We start from the raw sequence: 20,060 nt of genomic DNA, 5'->3' as shown, positions 1-20,060 counted from the left end.
GAAAAGCATGCCCAGAGCGTAAATAACGTGTCTAGGATTCGTTAGGATATCAGATTAGCTGAAAACAGACTAATAGCGTGTGCTGAGTTCGTTACAATTCACCCATCTGTGTGAAAAGGTTATTTCTCTTCCGCTTTGATTCAGCGTAGCTTCCGCTTCAATTTAAAACTCAAAACTTTCGCCGTCACGTGGGATGAGCACCTGACCATCCAACTGCTCGGATGTCAGATAAGTGGCAAGATTCGTACGAGACACCATACAATGATTAATCGCATCCATGTGCACAGCGATGACATGAGCAGACGGCGCATGGCGCTTCACGGCAACAACGTCAGGCCCGTCCATCGTAATGGGATCACCCTCCACGAAGCGTGCACCTCCGGCATTCACAACAATGACTTCTGGGGCATATTGACGAATGGCCTCAGCAGGTTCTTCACACCAGATGGTATCCCCCGCAATATAGGTGACGGGTTCTCCATCTGCTTCAAGTATGAAACCGGACACGTTGCCCATACGTTCACCGATTTCACCTGTGCCATGATGCCCGGATGTACGGGCGAATCGGACAGAGTGATGCTCATGTTTTTCATCTACAGCTGTTACATTCGTGAATCCGGCACCCAGGAATACATTCTCGTCCCCGGGCTGGCAGATCAGAGGAATGTCTTTGCCAAGTTGTTTCGCTGCTGCTTCATCCCAGTGGTCCAGATGGGTGTGTGTCACAATCAACAGATCCGGATTCAGATAATCCGTTTCGGTTTCGGGCAGACCGACTCTCGGGTTACGTAGCTCATTCGGTGTGTTCGGGAATGCAGGCATGACTTCAGCGTCCATCAACATCGGATCAACGAGAATGTTCAGCCCTCCGTATTCCAGCCACAGTGTAGCATTGCGTATCAATTGAATTTTCATTATATTTGCACTCCTTCGAGTTGTTGAATAGTATTACCCTATATGGTATACAACCCGTTTAACGGCGTACATAACATGATGAATGGAATTAGGCCACACTAATTTCACCGTGAAAGGATTGCTGAAGCAAGATGAATGAAATGATAGATGATACAGATATACGTATTTTGCAGATCCTGATTCGGGATGCCAAACGTTCTCACAAAGAGATCGGTGAAGAGGTTCACCTTACAGGACAGGCCGTTGGTGCAAGAGTGCGCAAGCTGCAAGATCTGGGTGTAATCGAAGGTTACACGGTAAAATGGAACCCGGAACGCCTGGGCCGCGGCCTTCAGGCATTTGTCACGGTTTTCTTGAACTCCGGCGACAGACATGCCGCCTTTCGTACATTCATTGCTGATCGTAAGGACATCGTTGAAGTCCATCGTGTCAGCGGAGAAGGCTGTTATCTGATGAGAGTGCAGACTGGCACCACAGAGCAGCTGGGTCAACTGCTTGAAGCATTGCAACCTTACGGCAATTACAAAGTCAGCCTGTCCATAGGTGTTGAGAAATCACAGTGATATGTGGGGAACTTGCCCTCATCCATCCCGGTACTCAACAATCCTGCTTCTGTTCCTGCAAAGTCTCCTGAAGCAAAAACACCGCCTGGTTCAGCTCTTTTTTGCTTAGCAGATGATCTGTCTGAATATGAGAGCGTGTGCCGTCTTTTAAGTACAGGACAAACATGGGAGAAGCAGACAGGAGCCACTTGCTGCGGGCAGGTGAGGCAAGTTCAACTTTGCGAATCTGGCTCCAAGCAATCTTCCGTTTGCCCGTGCTCAACGCATCATCATCCCAGGATAACAACACGGCAGGGGTTCTGGTTAGTCGTGACAGAAACATGAAGAATAGCGGCCCGATCAACCACATACCCAGAACGGCTGCGATGGAATAGTATATCGTCTCCAGTCTTTCGGCTTGTCCGTCTACGATGATCCATAATAAGCTCACACACAAGAGAAGGAACAGGAAGCATAAACTTCCTTTCCATAGAGCTGTGCTGCGTCGGTAATGAATCTGCTGATGGTCACGCTTGGGTGTTTCAGGTTGTTGCATGGATGTTCCTCCTAATTAACAATGCTGATCGATATGCCAAACGTGCCGCCTGCATGAGCAGAGCGGCATGTTCAACGTTCTGTATTTACTATAACTCAGGTTCATTACCCTGATATAGCTGAATTTTTACCTGCATCACGCGCATGGGTGTACAAGTCTGCATATACACCTTTGGCTGCGATTAGTTCCTGGTGCGGTCCTTCCTCCACAATCTCACCATTCTCCATCACCAGAATTCGATCAGCATGCATCACTGTGGACAGGCGATGAGCAATGACAATGGTGGTGCGTCCCTGGGATACGGATTCCAATGCCTGCTGCACAAGCTGTTCGGTGTGTGAGTCCAGATTGGCGGTTGCCTCATCCAGGATGAGTACTCGGGGCTGGAACACCACGATCCGGGCAAAGGAGATCAACTGCCGCTCCCCGGCGGATAGTCCGCTTCCGCGTTCGGATAGATGCGTATCATATCCTTGAGGCAAACGTGAAATCATCGCATGTGCCCCGACAAACCGGCAGGCCTCAATCGCCTGCTCTCGCGTAATATCCTCACGAAACATTCTCACATTATCAATGATGGAGCCGGAGAACAGGAAGGGTTCCTGTTGAATCAGACCCACGATCCGATGAAGCTTAGCCTGCGGCAGATGCCGGATATCGGTACCATCAATCTCGATACTGCCCTTGTCTACATCATAGAAGCGATTGAGCAGGGAGATCAGTGTGCTTTTGCCAGCGCCTGTTGTGCCTACAATACCTACCATTTCACCCGGATAGAGGTGCAGGTTCATCTGTTGGATCAAGGGCCGGTCTGCCCGATAACCAAACGACACATCATTAAAATCAATCTGGCCCATCACATTTTGTGGTTCAAGTGAGGAGGCCATACCGGGTTTGGGATCAGCAACTTCAGGCCGTGTATTCAGAATGTTCCAGATGCGATCCATCGATACGGTCGTGGACTGGAATGTATTCCATTGCATCGTAATCTGGTTAATCGGTTGAAAGAACTGGCGGATATAGCTGATAAACGCATACAATACCCCGACTTGCAGGGACTCACCCAGTACGGCGCGACCTCCAAGCCAGACCATCATGACCAGTGCCGCATTGCCAAGGATATCAAACGTCCGGTTGAAGATAACATTGGAACGGGCTTGCGCAATGTTGGCTTTCAGATGGAGCGCATTCTGTTCCGAGAAACGTTTCTTCTGTTCTTCCTCCTGGTGAAAAGCTTGAATCAGGAACATGCCGGACAAGTTCTCCGCCGTAAATGCGATCAGACGGGAAAGACGCGTACGGGCATTTTGATAAGCTTTCCGCAGTCGACTACGGAATAATACCGCAACCACCGCAATGACAGGCAGAACGATCAGGGAGTATGTCGCCAGCACAGGATCAAGTTGGAACATAAAGACGATAATGAGCACCAGCATCATACCATCCCGAATCAGACTGAGCAGTACTTGAGTGAAAAAGCTGCTGATGGTCTCCGTATCACTGGATACGTTTGTGACCAGACTGCCGATATGAAAACGGTCAAAGAAGGACATGGACATCTTGGAGATATGCTTGAACAGGTCCTTTCTGATCCGGGATACAATGTTCTGCCCTACGTGCTGCAACAGATTATTCTGGATATAGGTAAAAATAAAACTGATGACAGCCAGCCCGAGAAAGATGGCTGCGAGCTGAACGAGAAAGCCCACACTGGTCTGGCCCACGGCCAGATGATCATCGATGGCGATCTTCACCAGATAGGGTTGCAGAAGATCTGCCGATATGCCAAGCAGTGAACAGAAGAAGATACCGGCAAAAGCCCATTTATGCGGTTTGGCGTATGCCATCATCGCCTTAAACGAAGTTCGTTTACTCTGATCGGCCTCTGCATCTTGGTGAAGTTCAGCGTTAGCGTTAGACATGATGTAATCCCTCCTCCTGCAAACGGTAGGTGGCCGCATATAACCCCTTGGCAGCCATCAACTGCGCATGTGTTCCCTGTTCAGCGACTCGCCCTTCATCCAGAACGATAATATCGTCGGCGTGACGGACCGCGCTGATGCGATGAGAGATGATTAATGTAGTCTTGCCCTTGCCGATCTCACGCAGGCTGCGCAGAATGCCACTCTCGGTGACAGCATCAACCGCGCTCATACTGTCATCCAGAATAAGTAACTGTGCTTGTTTGATCAGTCCTCTTGCGAGACTCGTTCGCTGACGTTGTCCACCAGACAGGGTGAGTCCACGTTCGCCAAGCAGTGTATCAAAGCGATCAGGAAAACGGACAATATTGTCATAGATCATGGCTTGCCGTGCACTATGTTCCACTGTATCCAGCGATACTTCCCGGTCGCTGAATGCGATGTTATCCCGGATCGTGGTACTAAACAGGAATCCATCCTGAGGGACATAGGCGATGCGCGATCTTAGGCTTTCCAGCGACAGCTTCCGAATATCGGTGCCATTGATGCGAATCGTTCCTTCAGGTGGTTCATATGTACGCAGCAATAACTTAACGAGGGTACTTTTACCTGAGCCGGTCTTGCCTACAATACCGACCGTTCGCCCGGCACGGATATTGAGTTGAATGTTTTTGAGAGCAGGAGATGAACTGCCAGGATAGGAGAAGGTTAGATTCTCCATGGAGATATCTTGTACGGTTTGGAGCGATGTGGCTTCAGGAAGTTCACGTACATCCGCTACTTCGCTGAGCAGGTCATTCACTCGTTCCAGTGATGCGCCTGAGCGCTGAACGGTATTAATAACATTGCCGATCTGTTGAAGCGGTCCCATAATAATGCGCAGATATAAGGTTAAGGCGACAAAACTCCCGAGTGTAATTGAATTCTGCATGGTCATAATACCTCCGACAAGCAGAGAAACGACCAATGAGATAGCTCCCAGCAGTGGTAGCAAGGCTTGAAACAAGGAAGACAGACGAACCAGTCGAAGCTGTTTGCTCTTGATCTCATCGACGGTAGTTCCAAAGCGTGCACGAGCACTGTCTTCGATGGCAAACGTCTTGGTTACGCGAATGCCACCCAGCTGCTCTTCCGCCGATTCCGTCATGGTTGCAAGAGCTTCCTGCACGTCGCGAGAGCGCTTGCGAATCCGCGGACCAAAAAACACGACCAGAAATGGAATCGCCAGCAAAGGAACAACACTGATTAAAATGAGCGTCAACGGAATCCCGCTAAGCAGCATCATGACAATGCAGGACAACAGCAGGAAGGTGGCATTGGTCATGAGCGTCACACCATTGGATATCGCTTCACGTACGGAAGTAACGTCATTCATGACATAACTGAGCAGTTTTCCGTTCCCCTGTTTGGAGAAATAATGTTCGCTAAGTTCGGAGAACTTACTGAATATACGCTCACGCGTCATGAATTCGAAGCGTCGACCGAGCTTCATAATCATGAATTGCCCGGTACCGAACAGCAGATTATACCCGATGGCAATAGCCAGAAGAGACAGGCTGTACCTTACGACCGTCTGCATCTGAAGAGAGTTCTGCATCAACTGATCTGTGAAGCTGCCGAGTATGCGGGGCAAGGATGCTTGCCCGACATTGGAGGCAATAATCAGAAGAACAGCAACCAGATAAACAGGCCAGTTCGACACAACATAACCGCGAAGTAATCCTTTCTTGGACATAAGCGTTGTTCTCCTTTTGTTATAGGTGAAGTCAGTTCAGGCAGGTGGAGTCAAGAAAAGGGCCGACACCTGTTATTAGCGCGTCGTGCCCTCTTACTGTATGCGATCTAGTTCGTTGTTTATCCGTCATCCGATAGATTTCTCTATTCTTATTTTTGCGCTAATCCGATGGGATGTCAACGAAGCCAGTTAGCAAAAAGCAGGTGATCGGATTATCGGCGTTGGAGAAGAGTTCTATGCCGTGTTCTCGTGTTGTATTCACCAGATGTCGAAATTACTGAAACATTTTCTAGGGATGCCCCGTCTGTAGGAATGAAGAGTTGAAAAATAGGCTTTACTAATCATATGGAGGTGCCAGGAAATGAAACATAAAAAAGGTTTGGCTGCAACACTTGCGCTCTGCGTTTCTTTGACAGCAGGAGGTGCATCGGTATTTGCTTTCACAGATGTGAAGGATGAAGGTCAGAAGTCGGTTGTGGATTCATTGAAATCAAAAGGCATTGTTAACGGAGTAACAGCGGATCTGTTCCGTCCAGATCTTGCATTGTCCGAGCCACAGGGTGTTCAACTGATTGTGAATGCATTTGGTCTGAAAAATGAATTTGCGGAAGCATCCGCTCAGAATAAAATCAGTCCGGACACTTGGTATGCTGACGCTGTTCAAGCCGCTACTCAGAATGGACTGTCCATTCCGGTTGAAGTGAACCCGCAGGGCAAGATGACGCGTGAACTGTTTGTCATTTTGCTGAATGAAGGGATTAACACAACCGGGAATTATCCGGTCATCATGAAGTATAATCTTGTTAAGGACGAAAATAAAATCGGTAAGGACGCCATATCTGCAGTCCAGAACCTGCTGAACATGAACATCATTGAACTGGATAAGGACGGTAATTTCCGTCCAGATCAGTCGCTTACCCGTATGGAGGCTGCAAGCATGATCTTCAATGCACTTGAATTTGTGGATAAACACGGCAATGGCGGCTCGACAGAGCCAGCTCCAACCAATCCAGGTGAAGGCCAACAAGCGATTGTACCTGAAGTAACAACGACAAAGGTTGATGACAAAACAACCAAAGTTAAACTCAGTGCTGAAATGCCGCACCCTGGTTATGGATTGAAGATTGATGATGTGAAATTGGAGAAGGATGGACGCGCTATCGTGCTCTATTCCATTATTCAACCTGATCCAGACATGATGTATCCGATGGTTATCACAAATGTGACTGCAGAAACGGATATCCCAACAGGGTACACGGCAGAAGCTCAACCTTCTGGTAAGTAAATTCACTGCAAACCCTACAAACTGAACATGGTTAAAACGGATGTGTATCATCAAAACCACTCTCCATACATGTATGGAGAGTGGTTTTTTATTTGAGTTGAAACTGTACACAGGTTTTCATATGATCATTTATATTACATGTAGTGTAATTGATTATGTCATTTTTTATGAATTAAATGGATAGCTCCTTAGGTTATAAAGCCAGTTCGTGTTAGCGGAATGGCTTTTTTTAATGGTCTTTTCCGAAATATCTACTGTTTTCAGATTCCACACCTTGTGCAAAAACTACATATACGGCTCCGTATTTCCAGTGTTTATAAGCGTTTATGTATCCTGAAGGTAAAGATAAAAACAACATATATACGAAAGAGGGAGGAGAAATATAGAATAAAGGCAAGCCATTACTGGCTCGTAGTGTGTGAGAGATATATGATAGAAAATATTACATTTTATCACATCGGTAAAACCTTGAAACCTGCAAACCTTAGAATTCAGTATGATGGCTGTAGACATCAATACCGTGTCCCATGCGTATATGTGGGTTTTGACTTTAAGGTCTGTTTTCTAACCTAAGTTCGGATCTGACATCTTTCAGGTTCATGTGATGAAACTCTCAATGACAACTACAGGAGGGAAATAGGTCAAATTCTACATGTTTTATACCCCCGAAATGACAATGACAAGCTGGCAACAAAAGTGTAAACCCCTGTTGTAACAGTATATTCCGTGATTTTAGAAGTGAAGATTGAAATGGCATATTTACGGATTAGGCAATGAACCATAAACTCGGTATGTAAGCGTTACCAAAAAAGGAGGAAACAACTGATGCAACCAGATGGGAAGTCCGCCTTATCGCAAAACTTATCGGTATACACCAATCCGAGCAGTAAGAAAAATAAATTATGGAGAAGGACGATTCGGAACTGGGAGTTGTATCTGTTTATTGCGCCAGCCTTTTTATACTTTCTGATATTCCATTATGGTCCGATGTACGGCATACAAATTGCATTTAAAAACTTTATCCCTACGCTTGGTGTCACAGGAAGCCCATGGGTCGGATTCGATCATTTTATCCGTTTCTTCAATTCGTATTATTTTTGGGATTTACTATGGAATACCCTTAGCATCAGCTTGTATGAGCTGGCTATAGGTTTTCCACTGCCGATTATTCTTGCGTTAGCGTTCAATGAAGTGAAGGATTCCTTCTTCAAGCGTACTGTGCAGACTGTCACGTATGCACCACATTTCATTTCGGTCGTTGTGATGTCGGGGATGATCATTACCTTTTTATCACCCTCGTCAGGCATGATTGTCAATTTGGTACAGGCCCTTGGATTTCAGTCACCTCAATTCCTGACGGACCCTGCGTGGTTCAAGACAGTGTATGTACTGTCAGGAGTCTGGCAAAGTGCAGGCTGGGGCACCATTATATACCTTGCCGCTCTATCGGGTGTGGACCCGCAACTGCATGAAGCGGCTGTGGTGGATGGAGCGAGCCGGTTTAAACGGATTTTACATATTAACATCCCAGCGATCATCCCTACGATTACCATCTTGTTAATTCTGAATATGGGCAGTATTCTGGGCGTTGGATTTGAGAAAATCCTGCTGCTGCAAAATCCGCTGAACATGGGCTCGTCCGATGTCATCTCAACATTTGTCTATCGATCCGGTCTGGTCGATGCGCAGTACAGTTTCTCTACGGCGGTGGGATTGTTCAACTCCGTAGTTAATGCGATTCTGCTTATTACCGTGAATCAGATTGCACGCCGCACCAGTGAAAACAGCCTGTGGTAAAAGGAGGGAATACACATGTCATCCGCTGTGAAAGAAAGCAGAAGTGATAAATTGTTCTTATTGTGTAATTACATCTATCTGACGGTAGCGCTCGTCATTGTGCTGTATCCGCTGTTATACATCATCAGTGCTTCAATCAGTGATCCCAAATATGTAGCCTCCGGTGAGATGTGGCTACTGCCAAAAGGGATTACGTTTGAAGGTTACGCCCGGGTGTTTGAGAACACCAACATCTGGATTGGGTACAAAAATACAATCATTTATACCGTTGTAGGCACCATCGTTAACCTGATTGTTACACTACCGGCAGCCTATGCGCTCAGCCGCTCGGACTTTGTGGGACGTGGATTCTTCATGGCGATGTTTATGGTAACGATGTTCTTCGGCGGAGGGCTTGTCCCAAGTTACCTGCTGGTCAAGGATCTTGGTATGGTGAACAGCATGTGGGCACTTATTCTGCCCGGGGCTGCATCCATCTGGAATATTATCGTATGCCGGACGTTCTTCCAATCGACGATTCCCAAGGAGCTGCAGGAAGCGGCGCATATTGATGGGTGTACCAACACCCGGTTGTTCATCAAGATTGTGCTTCCGCTTTCTATGCCAATCATTGCAGTGATGGCACTTTTTTATGGAGTCGGACACTGGAACAGCTATTTCAGCGCCATGATCTATCTGAATGATTCCTCCAAGTACCCGTTGCAGCTCTTTCTGCGGCAGATTCTCGTGCTTCAGGAAATGGCAGCTCAAGGGGGAGGAGCCATTGATACCTCTTCAGCAACGGCGATGAATACCAAAGCGGAGATCGCTGCGCTGGTTAAATATGCTGTCATTATTGTTGCCACCCTTCCGGTTATTGCAGTCTATCCATTCCTTCAGCGTTACTTTGTCCAGGGTGTTATGATCGGTTCCGTTAAGGGATGATCTTAATCCATATACCACATTAAACAAGGGGAGTTGTTGTTATGAAAAAGCTTCGCAAGGCTTCATCCATTACACTCTGTCTCACCTTATTCGCAACATTGCTTGCAGCTTGTGGTTCAACCAATGAAGACGGAAGCACGACCTCCAAAGTAGAGGGAGTTAAAAAAGAAGGTTTCCCCATTGTAGACAAAACGCTAACGTTAAAGGTCATGTCCCAGGATGCGGGCGTAGCCGACTGGAGCACGATGCCTGTGCTGCAAGAAATGGAGAAACTGTCGGGCATCAAGCTGGAATACCAGCTCTCACCAATCGACAGCTTTGAAACGAAGAAAAATCTGGTTTTTGCGAGCGGAGACTTGCCGGATATGTTCTATGCTGCGGACCTCAAGCCAGCCGAACAGGTGACTTATGGCAGCCAGGGCATCCTGATCCCGTTGGAAAAATACATTGACGAAGGTTACGCCCCAAATATCAAAAAGATTCTCGATGAGAACCCGGATGTCCGTAAATCATTTACAACACCTGATGGGCATATGTATGCACTCCCATTCATTGATAAAGCGGCCGTGTGGTATAGAGGCCCAATGTGGTACAACGGGGAATTCTTGAAGGCACTTAACGTAGAAGAGCCCAAGACTACGGAAGAATTGTATACGTATCTCAAGCGTGTAAAAGAAGAAGATCCTAATGGCAATGGCCAGCAAGATGAAATTCCGCTTACTTCTGTAAAACTGGATGATCTCCGCATGTTTTTCTTCGGCTTTTGGGGAATGTACAACGAAGGCATCTATTCCGATAAGGACGGTAAAGTTCACTATCCTTATCAAGAAGAAGGTTACAAAGGTTATCTTACATTCATGAACCGCTTGTGGAAGGAAGACTTGCTGGATCATGAGACCTTCTCTCAAACAGGTGATCAGAAAAAAGCAAAAGGTGAAAGCAACAAACTTGCACTGTTTAACGATTACCACCCATACTTCACGCTCGGCGGTGAACCCAGCACGGATCATCCGCTGATGACACCCGTGAAGAGCGAGGTGGCAGACTCTCCGGTATACGGCAAGCATCCGGGCATGTCAGCTCGCGGTACCTTTGCGATTACAAGCAGCAACCCGTCACCCGAGGCGACAATGCGATGGATTGATTACTTATACAGCTATGAAGGTGCAACACTGTTCAATCAAGGTCCGGAAGGTGTGCTGTGGAAATTCAAAGACAAGGAAAATCACGTTAAAGAGTGGCTCCCTGTTCCCGGGGGTGGGGACCGTGAGGAATACCGCGGTAAAATCACGCCGAACTTTGGTATCTTGACACCGGGTATTAATGATCCGGATGTAGCGAAGGGTCTTCGCACCGAATTTGATGAGTGGATTGACCAGCAGAATCAAGAGAAGTTGGTACCTATCGGAAAAGCTCCATTTCCTAACGTTTACCTGACAAATGAAGAGCAAAGCGAAGCAACCGCCTTATTGTCTGACCTGGATACGTACGTCAAACAGATGGAAGCGAAGTTTGTGACCGGCCAAGAACCGCTTGAGAACTGGGATAAGTACATTGCACAGATGAAGAAAATGGGCAGTGACCGTATCATTGAACTTTATCAGGGGGCATATGACCGTTGGAATACCGGGCAATAAAGCCTATCGAGGTACATCCCATGCAGAAAGACAGTAGTTAGCTTCAATAATGTTAGCTGCATTAAATTTTTTGCATATAAGAATTCTCGGGGGAGGTGTGAACCGTTATGCAGAAATGGTTTGAAGAAGCCAAACTGGGGATATTCATCCACTATGGCATCTATGCGGTGGACGGGGTTGCGGAATCCTGGTCCTTCTATAATGGCAGGATATCCTATGAAGAATATATGAAACAGTTGGATGGTTTTACGGCATCGGAATTCAATGCGGAGAAGTGGGCGGACTTGATTGAGAAGTCTGGTGCCCGGTATGCCGTGTTAACAACGAAGCATCATGATGGCGTGGCGTTATGGGATACGCAATATAGTGATCTCAATGTTGTCAAACAGACACCAGCGAATCGTGACATTGTGAAGGAATATGCGCAAGCGATTCGGGAAAAGGGCATTCATCTGGGGATGTATTTCTCGCTCATTGATTGGTCACACCCGGATTATCCTAGCGTGTATGAAGGTGGAAAAGTACCGGAGGATCTCAGTAGTGTCAACCGGCATTCAAGTCCTGTGGACGGTGTTCAGGATCAGGCAAAGTGGCAGAAGTTCCTGCAATTTAATAACCATCAACTGGGAGAGATTTTAACAAATTACGGAAAGGTGGATCTGCTATGGTTTGATGGGGATTGGGAACGGAATGCCCGGCAGTGGAATCTGCCGGAGTTCAAGCATTATCTGCAATCTTTTAACCCGGATATCATCATCAACTCCCGCCTTCAAGGTTATGGGGATTACAAAACGCCTGAGCAAGGCATTCCGATTACAAGACCGGAGGGACCCTGGGAATTCTGCACCACGATCAACACATCATGGGGTTATGTGCCAACAGATCATAAATACAAATCGTTAAATCAGATCATTCGAATGTTCTGTGACTGCATTTCGATGGGTGGTAATATGTTGCTGGATATCGGTCCGCGTGAAGATGGCACCATCGATCAGAGGCAGGAGGATATTCTGCTTGGACTGGGAGCTTGGATCCGAACCCATGAGGAGGCCGTCTTCGGTACGGGTGAAGGCATTATGCCTCGCTATTATCTGGGGGGAAGCACCGTATCCGAGGATCGAAAGGCGCTGTACCTATTCGTGTATGACGATCCAAAAGAGAATGTGTGCATCAAAGGTCTCTGCAATCAGATCAAGAAGATTACCGTGCTGCATTCGGGCAAAGAGCTTAATCATGAGATTCATGGGGGCGTGCCTTGGTTCAATATCCCGGGGACAACGTGGATCAAGATGACCCCGGAGGACACGCATGAACAGGTGACCGTTCTTAAGCTCGAATTCGATGAGCAGCTGGAAATGTACGGCGGCTCTGGAGCCGTTGTCACCCATAATTAACCATTACGGGGAGGGCGTGTGCTGGTAGATGCATGCCCTCCCTTACGAATTGGAGAGAGCGACATGAACAGAAGTGGAGTGCCAGAACCCAGGATTGAGTATGCTCCCAAACATTATATATGCAAGCGTGCGCAGGAACCGCTGGTGTTAGATGGGCGTGTGGATAAGGCATTTTGGGATGCGGCCCCTTGGACAGATGATTTCGTTGATATCGAAGGGGATCTTCGTCCGAAGCCCGGGAAACAGACACGGGTCAAAATGCTGTGGGATGACGACTATTTCTATTTTGCTGCCGAGCTGATTGAAGATCAGATATGGGCTACGTTGACCGAGCGTGATTCCGTTATTTTCTATGACAATGACTTTGAGATTTTTATCGATCCTGACGGGGATTCCCATCAATATTATGAGTTCGAGATCAATGCGCTCAATACGGTATGGGACCTGTTATTAGTGAAGCCGTATCGGGATGGTGGGCCTCCGGTTAACGGTTGGGATATTAGCGGTCTCAAGACGGCCGTATATATCGATGGGGAACTGAACAGACCTGGTGCAGAGAACCGGAAATGGAGCGTGGAAGTCGCGATTCCCTGGACCAGTCTAAAGGAATGCGCCGAAGGAAACCGTCCACCTGCGCCGGGTGAGTTCTGGCGTGTCAACTTCTCGCGTGTGGAGTGGCAGACAGAGGTGCAGGACGGTGAGTACCGCAAGGTGCTGAATCCAGATACGGGCAAACCTTATCCGGAAGACAACTGGGTTTGGTCACCTATGGGCATTATCAACATGCATTACCCGGAGTTGTGGGGTTATGTCGTATTCTCGGATGAGGGAACCGATCAGTCATTTGAATTGCCGGAAGACGAGCGAATTAAATGGGAGCTTCGAAGGCTCTATTACCGAGAACGCAATTATTATGAAACCCATGGTGAATTTACACAGAATTTGAAGCTGCTTATGGGTGAGGAATCATTGATTTGCCAGCCTGTAATTGAAACAACCCGTAGCCTATTCCAGATTAGTACGCCATCCTCAGACGGCACCACCTTAATCTGTATTCGGGAAGACGGAAAGCTGTGGAAGGAGTGAGCTAATCATGACCAGCCAAACCTTGGTATTTTCCCTTGAGGCAAAGTCATTGGAGAGGATTGAGCAGAAGTTCCAGGAGAAGGTACGTTTTGCAGACGCCCGCAAAACAGAGTTGTTTGATATTTTTCAACAGAAGCTAACCGAAGAAGAGACATGGGCATTGAAGTATGTGTATGCCTACATGCCGGTAAATGACATGGCTGATTATAACGGGGACTTGTTCTTGAGCCATGTGCGCCAGGCTTTGGACACCCGTAAACGTGTGCCTTGGGGAGAACGTGTTCCGGATCATTTGTTTCTTCATTTTGTGCTGCCTTATCGGATAAATACGGAAAATATTGAAGATTACCGAGGCTTATTGTATGACGAATTAGCCGAGCGAACTAATAACTTATCCATGGCAGATGCAATTTTGGAGACGAATTACTGGTGTCATGAGAAAGCGACCTATATTGGCAGCGATCTGCGTACGATATCACCGCTGACGATGATCCGGAATGCTCGTGGTCGATGCGGCGAAGAATCCACGCTGGCGGTGGCTGCTCTTCGCAGCATCGGCATCCCTGCCCGTCAGGTCTATACACCGCGCTGGGCTCACTGTGATAGTAATCATGCATGGGTAGAAGCTTGGGCAGATGGTCAATGGTATTACATCGGGGCATGCGAGCCGGAAGCTCGTCTGAATCAAGGATGGTTCAGCCCGCCAGCCCGCAGGGCCATGCTCATTAATACGAGAATCTATGCCGAGTATCCTGGACCGGAGGATATAACGCTCTCCGAAAAGGGATTTACGGAAATTAATCTGCTTGAGAACTATGCACCGACGCGCACCATTCGTGTGAAAGTGAACAATGAGCAGGGAGAGCCCGTACCTGGAGCTAACGTCCGCATTGAACTGTACAATGCGGCTGAGTTCTATCCGATTGCCGAAGTGAGGACGGACGCACAAGGGGGAGCGACCTTAAAGACAGGCTATGGCGACCTGTTGATTCGTGCGGTCAGCGGCGGCCAGTGGAGTGAGATCCTATTCAAGGCTCAGGGAAACGACCATGTAGAGCTTGTACTGGATTCGTCAGAACAGCCGGTAGGGGTCGTGGATTTTGAAATGGTTCCTCCTCCAGAAGGGGATGGAGAGAGCGCGGTTGCGTTATCGGAAGAGCAGATTCAGATTCACAATTGTCGTCTGGAGGAAGGAGCAAAGACCCGAAGCGGGTATGAGAATACTTTCCTGAGTCAAGAGGAGGCTGTCTCACTGGCTCATTCGGTTGGACTGCCCCAGGTACGTGTATGGGATATTCTCCAGAAGGCACGAGGGAACAGTCGTGAAATTGCAGGTTTCCTAGAGGAACGTTCCAATCCATACGGTGAGTGGCCGCTCCTTTTGCTGGAGTCGATGAATGAAAAAGATTTAATTGATACTTTTCGCCAGACGCTGGATGATCATCTGATCGGTGCACTCTCGCAGCAAGGATCATGGGCGGAAGATACGTTTGTAAGATACATCCTGTGTCCGCGGATCTCCTATGAGATGCTAGTCCCTTATCGGGGTGTATTCCAGAATGCCTTTTCGGCAGATGAGGCGGCAGCGTTCAGGGAGAATCCCTCGACACTTGCCCGAATGCTGGAACAGCAATATGAATACTATGACGATCTTCCTAATCTAAAAGGCAAAGGGAATCCAGTAGGGACGTTTAGTCTAATGAAGGGGGACTCTCAGTCACTGGATATTTTGTTTGTGGCTGTATGTCGCAGTTTGGGTATTCCGGCCCGATTACATCCGAGCGCACAGAAACCACAGTATCTAAGTGACAGAGGCTGGGAGGATGCAGTATTTAGTCTCACCTCACCTCTAACTCAGGAGAGCACAAGCTGGGGAATGCTCCAACTTCATAGGGATATAAAAGCTTTGCAGGATACACCTGAAGCATCCTATTTCGAAAACTTCTCGTTTGCCCGTCTGGAAGAAGGCGTCTACAAGACGTTGATTTATCCTTATGGCAGTACGGATGTCTATAGCGAGCCATATGAGGTTGAGGCAGGAGCTTATCGCTTAACGACAGGCATTCGTCTGAAAGATGGAACGGCAAAAATACGATTCGTTTACTTTACCGTGCGCGCCGGAGATACCACTGAGGTTGTATTGGCTTATCGCGAGACCGAGGTTGATATACCTGTACTTGGTAAACTGGCACCAGGAAGTATACTGACCCATCTGGATGGTCCAGAGGTAGAGCTGGAGGAACTTCTGGGATCGGAGAGTGCCATTGCTGCCTGGATTGAACCGGAGCGGGAACCGACCAAACATCTAATTCGTGAACTGTGCGAGCTGGCAGAGCCGCTGGATAAGCTGGGTATACCCATCGTACTCATGATCGGAGATATGGAATGGAACGCTGCCTTTGACCCTGCTGGTTATCCAAAGCTGCCAATACGCACGGTTTTTGTACGAGATTCCAGTTATGTTTCCTTGTCTGGCTTCATTTCGAAGCCTGCGGCTCATGAAGCGGGTTATCCGCATCTGTTCGTGCTGGATAATCAGCATCAAGTTCGTTATTCGGCTTCCGGGTACAAGATCGGTACTGGGAAGGAAGCCTTACAGACAGCTGCTGCGATATATCAATCATCGAACGGATCGGAGTGAAGAGAGTGACCAAATATATTGCTGCGGGTTATGCTGTGGATTCAGTTCTCCCCGATATGGCACATGAGGATCTGTCAAAGTTAACACATCTGAACATAGCCTTCGGACATGTCAAAAATGATGCAATCACCACCGAGCATTTAAAAAACGGCCATGTGATCCAGCACATCAAGCGGGAACATCCGAATCTTACAGTGCTGCTGTCTGTAGGCGGATGGAGCGCAGGCGGTTTTTCCGAAGCCGCCTCAACCCAGGCGGGGAGGGACAGCATGGCTGCATCGGCGATTAGGGTGCTGGAGGAATTTCCTTTTGACGGGATTGATCTGGACTGGGAATATCCTTGTTACGGTGAAGCTGGTATCGCATCCAGTCCTGATGATAAACGGAATTTCACTTTACTTCTCAAGACGATCCGGGAGGCACTGAGTGCCAAGGGAGAAGCGGATGGCCGTCATTATCTGCTCACCATTGCGGCAGGGGCTGATCAATACTACGTTGATGGTACAGAGATGGCTGAGGTGCAGCAGTACCTGGACTACGTGCAGTTGATGACCTATGATATGCGCGGCGGTTTTCAGGTTCTGACCGGACATCATACGAATCTGTACACGCCAACCGGAGATCTGTTTCGAATCAGTACGGATGCTTCCGTGAACCTGTTTGTTCGCGCAGGCGTTCCGAAGGAGAAGATTGTGATCGGAGCTGCGTTCTATTCCCGGATCTGGACTGAGGTCCCTGACCGAAACCACGGGCTCCATCAAATGGCTGGCAGCACAGGCGGCTACGGTCCGTCATTTGCCGAGCTGGAAGCGAAGTACATTAACAAGAATGGTTACACCCGTTATTGGGATGAAGAAGCCTGTGCACCGTTTCTGTTTAATGGGTCCAGCCTAATATCGTATGATGATGAAGAATCGATCCAATGCAAATGTGATTACGTAAAGGATCGAGGTCTGGCCGGGATCATGTTCTGGGAGTACGGCTGTGATCCGACTCACCGTTTGCTGGGTGCAGTGCATCAAGGGCTGAAGGATCTTTCGGCTGGGAAAATCGGATAAGGCCGCCGGCCGCGACGAATCAGATTATGTATACGGACTAAAAACATATGAAGGGGCCGTTCTATACGTCATGCTCATGACGTATAGAACGGCCCCTTGTTTGCGTTATTTTGGTCTAATGAATCAGGCACTGCTATTCGCTCTCTCCATTTATCCAATACATTCCTCGTCATCATCATCAGGGGAATCGGCGGAGCCGTTGGGGCGGTGCATTTTACGGTATTGCCCTGGGGTATAACCCGTCTCTTTCTTGAATTTACGGATGAAGTTTGGTGTGTCGAGATAACCGACGCGCGTGATGATATCTTTTAACGGATCGGTAGTATGCAGTAGTAGTCGAATGACCTCATCCATCCGTTTCTGCCAGATATATTGAGTAAAGTTCATGCCGATCTTTTCTTTAAAAGAACGACTGAAATAGGATGAAGAGATCGTGAATTTCGATGAAATCGTACCTAAACTGAGATCATAATCAGAGAAATTGGCATCGATATAAGCCACGATTTCATCCATCAGGGAGCTTTCTTCCGTCTCACTCTTTGCCTCGACATGGGCGCAGATTTCGGCGGCAAGGCCTGTTAGTTTTTTCTCCAGATCCTCCAACGAGTCGTAGGAAGTGATTCTTGGAAGCTGATCAACCACATGATGGATTCCAAGCTCCGAGGCGGTTTTGAGCATTGTATTCAGAATATCAAAGCAGATGCAACGCAGCAACGGTACAGACGGCATTTCGGATTTCAGGGTATTCAACGCAGTTGATACCATCTGAACCGCCACATCATAGCTGCCTTGTTTTAAGCTCTGAACCAGCTTTAATAACACATCCTTAGGGACCCAGAAGGAAGAATCCTGTACACCGGAACCAGAAAGGTTGTTAAAGTATGTACTGCTGCCCTGTCCATGCAGCATCGATGCTTCCAGAGCGGTCGAGGCCTCAATGTAGGACTGATTCAGCTGCTTCGGATAAGTGTACCGATTGCCTATCCCGATTGCGGGGGCGACCCCGGTGTGTTCTGTCACCATCCATTGCAGTTTTTCAACAATAGGCTCCATACGGACATTCAGGCTACCTTCGTGCCCAATTTCGGCATTGAATCCTACGATAAGGGCCAATTGGTCTGCCTGTGGCAGCTCCACGCCGTAAGCATAAGCGGACAACTCCGGCAGCTCCACATCGTTCATCAGATGCATGACAGTAGGTTGCTCGGGGTTATCACCGATAGGAAAAGCATGCATTTCCCAGCCCATGGTCATCACAAAATAATGGGATCGGTTAAAGCGTATGCCAAGCTTATCCGTAAACTCAGAAGGGAAATCTCCGGTGTGACCGTGCTTCAGCAACATGAGCAAAATATGATTGCGAGCATAGGGCTCCTGAAGATCTACGCGCTGACTATAATCATGCAGTGTTTTCTTAATCCATTCCAGCTCGTTGGTGGTTGAGGATGGATCAGGATCATTCTTCAACCGAATGAACTCCATTAAGTCTGAAATCGGATGGTACTGTCTTCGGGCCAACATAATGGCGAGGAACGTGCCCATCACCACCATGAAGGAGAAAACAAGAACAACAAAGGTGCGAATATGAACGATTCGACTAAAAAATTGGTTGCTGGGCATAGCGGTTACATAAGTCCAACCCGCATCCGATTTAACGGATACAACCGAATGTGGTTCTTGATTTAAGGAGATGCTGTGCGTTCCGGGTTCAAGAGCAAACAGAGCGTTAACTTCCTGTTCGGATATGATTTCTCCCTTGTAATTGGCTGCCAGTACTTGCCCGAAATTATCGAAAATATAAGTCATCCCGTGATAGTCGCTGAGGATGGAATCAATTAGGCCCGTCAGATTGGACTCGTGAATCAAGTACATGACGGTTCCATGGGCGGGCGTATTGTTAGGTGCAATCGGTACAAGGTAGGCCAGCATGGAATTGGGTATTCTGGTTCCTTGGACGACCTGCTCCGCTGGACGTATTGTGGGGGACTGTACGTTATTCAAATCCCGGATCATGTCTGTTTTGTTCCACGTAGTAAATTTGTAGCGGCCAGTGAATACATCCAGGTTCTCAGAACCTTGAGAAGAATAGATGTTATCATCTCCACGGAAGAACAGGAATAACTCATCGATAATGGAACTGGTGGCTTTGTATTTGACCAATGCACCGATTGATTCCCGGCTATAGTACGGATGGTGGGTCCAATACCGCGTTAACTGCTCATCGTAGGCGATGCGAAAAGCGATGTCTTGGAGTTCTTTCATGCGATCATCAATGACAGTTTTGGCTTGAGTGAGCTGATTGACATTGGTCTGTTCAATCTCTGAACGGAGCGTGTCCACAGCGTTGTGATAAATAATGATGGTTAAAATAACAAGAGGGATAAGGAAAATGGAGATATAGGATAGGGTGTACTTAAACAGAAGCTTGGACTTGAAGTGATTCCATTTCATATCTGCAACCTCCCGTTTTTCTTTCGTGCTGCAGCGATAGCGCTCTCATATGGGCAGTGAAGTTATTGCCAAGATGGGAGCTGCTGGGGTGTTCCTTCTAAAAATACTAGGAGAACT

Annotated in this window: 14 protein-coding genes; 9 read left to right on the top strand and 5 right to left on the bottom strand. The window is 47.8% G+C overall.

The features are described 5' to 3' along the window. Positions 1-162: 162 nt before the first annotated feature. Positions 163-915 carry an MBL fold metallo-hydrolase gene (locus MKY44_RS30510; RefSeq protein WP_341010268.1) on the bottom strand — a complete coding sequence of 251 codons (753 nt, stop codon included), beginning with the start codon at positions 913-915 and terminating at the stop codon, positions 163-165. A gap of 131 nt (positions 916-1,046) precedes the next feature. Here MKY44_RS30510 and MKY44_RS30505 point away from each other — a divergent pair, with 131 nt between their 5' ends. After that, entirely contained in the window at positions 1,047-1,478 is a 432-nt protein-coding gene (locus MKY44_RS30505; protein WP_341010267.1) for an Lrp/AsnC family transcriptional regulator, read from the top strand. A gap of 34 nt (positions 1,479-1,512) precedes the next feature. Here MKY44_RS30505 and MKY44_RS30500 read toward each other — a convergent pair whose 3' ends face one another. The 3 genes from MKY44_RS30500 to MKY44_RS30490 all read right to left on the bottom strand — a co-directional run bounded on the left by MKY44_RS30500 (position 1,513) and on the right by MKY44_RS30490 (position 5,670). After that, entirely contained in the window at positions 1,513-2,013 is a 501-nt protein-coding gene (locus tag MKY44_RS30500) for a hypothetical protein (RefSeq protein WP_341010265.1), read from the bottom strand. A 104-nt stretch (positions 2,014-2,117) separates the two neighbouring features. Beyond that, positions 2,118-3,935, bottom strand: coding sequence for an ABC transporter ATP-binding protein (locus MKY44_RS30495; RefSeq protein ID WP_341010264.1), 1,818 nt, complete (start codon positions 3,933-3,935; stop codon positions 2,118-2,120). Further along, entirely contained in the window at positions 3,928-5,670 is a 1,743-nt protein-coding gene (locus tag MKY44_RS30490; RefSeq protein WP_341010262.1) for an ABC transporter ATP-binding protein, read from the bottom strand. The genes MKY44_RS30495 and MKY44_RS30490 overlap by 8 nt, the downstream gene beginning before the upstream one ends. 361 nt (positions 5,671-6,031) lie before the next feature. On the opposite strand from MKY44_RS30490, the gene MKY44_RS30485 reads away from it, so the two are divergent. From MKY44_RS30485 to MKY44_RS30450, 8 genes are all read left to right on the top strand, one after another. Continuing rightward, on the top strand, positions 6,032-6,955 hold the full coding sequence (locus MKY44_RS30485) for an S-layer homology domain-containing protein (protein ID WP_076251348.1): 924 nt from the start codon (positions 6,032-6,034) through the stop codon (positions 6,953-6,955). A gap of 825 nt (positions 6,956-7,780) precedes the next feature. After that, entirely contained in the window at positions 7,781-8,752 is a 972-nt protein-coding gene (locus MKY44_RS30480; RefSeq protein ID WP_133386662.1) for an ABC transporter permease, read from the top strand. A gap of 15 nt (positions 8,753-8,767) precedes the next feature. Beyond that, positions 8,768-9,676 (top strand): carbohydrate ABC transporter permease, encoded by a 909-nt coding sequence (locus tag MKY44_RS30475; RefSeq protein WP_036668765.1) that lies wholly within the window; start codon positions 8,768-8,770, stop codon positions 9,674-9,676. Positions 9,677-9,717: 41 nt separating this feature from the next. Beyond that, positions 9,718-11,313: an extracellular solute-binding protein gene (locus MKY44_RS30470; RefSeq protein ID WP_341010259.1), complete on the top strand. Its 1,596-nt coding sequence runs from the start codon at positions 9,718-9,720 to the stop codon at positions 11,311-11,313. Between the two features lie 107 nt (positions 11,314-11,420). Beyond that, positions 11,421-12,707, top strand: a complete 1,287-nt coding sequence (locus tag MKY44_RS30465) for an alpha-L-fucosidase (RefSeq protein WP_341010257.1) — start codon at positions 11,421-11,423, stop codon at positions 12,705-12,707. Between the two features lie 63 nt (positions 12,708-12,770). Beyond that, the gene (locus MKY44_RS30460; RefSeq protein WP_341010255.1) at positions 12,771-13,793 is read left to right on the top strand and encodes a carbohydrate-binding family 9-like protein; all 1,023 of its coding nucleotides are present in this window, start codon (positions 12,771-12,773) and stop codon (positions 13,791-13,793) included. A gap of 7 nt (positions 13,794-13,800) precedes the next feature. Beyond that, positions 13,801-16,434, top strand: coding sequence for a transglutaminase domain-containing protein (locus MKY44_RS30455; protein ID WP_341010254.1), 2,634 nt, complete (start codon positions 13,801-13,803; stop codon positions 16,432-16,434). Positions 16,435-16,439: 5 nt separating this feature from the next. Continuing rightward, the gene (locus tag MKY44_RS30450; protein WP_341010253.1) at positions 16,440-17,492 is read left to right on the top strand and encodes a glycoside hydrolase family 18 protein; all 1,053 of its coding nucleotides are present in this window, start codon (positions 16,440-16,442) and stop codon (positions 17,490-17,492) included. A gap of 150 nt (positions 17,493-17,642) precedes the next feature. On the opposite strand, the gene MKY44_RS30445 is transcribed toward MKY44_RS30450, so the two are convergent. Beyond that, positions 17,643-19,943: an AraC family transcriptional regulator gene (locus MKY44_RS30445; RefSeq protein ID WP_341010251.1), complete on the bottom strand. Its 2,301-nt coding sequence runs from the start codon at positions 19,941-19,943 to the stop codon at positions 17,643-17,645. Between the last annotated feature and the right edge of the window lie 117 nt (positions 19,944-20,060).

The organism is Paenibacillus sp. FSL R7-0026 (genome assembly GCF_038004485.1).
Lineage (GTDB): Bacteria > Bacillota > Bacilli > Paenibacillales > Paenibacillaceae > Paenibacillus > Paenibacillus xylanexedens_A.
This window is presented reverse-complemented; position numbering and strand designations above follow the sequence as displayed.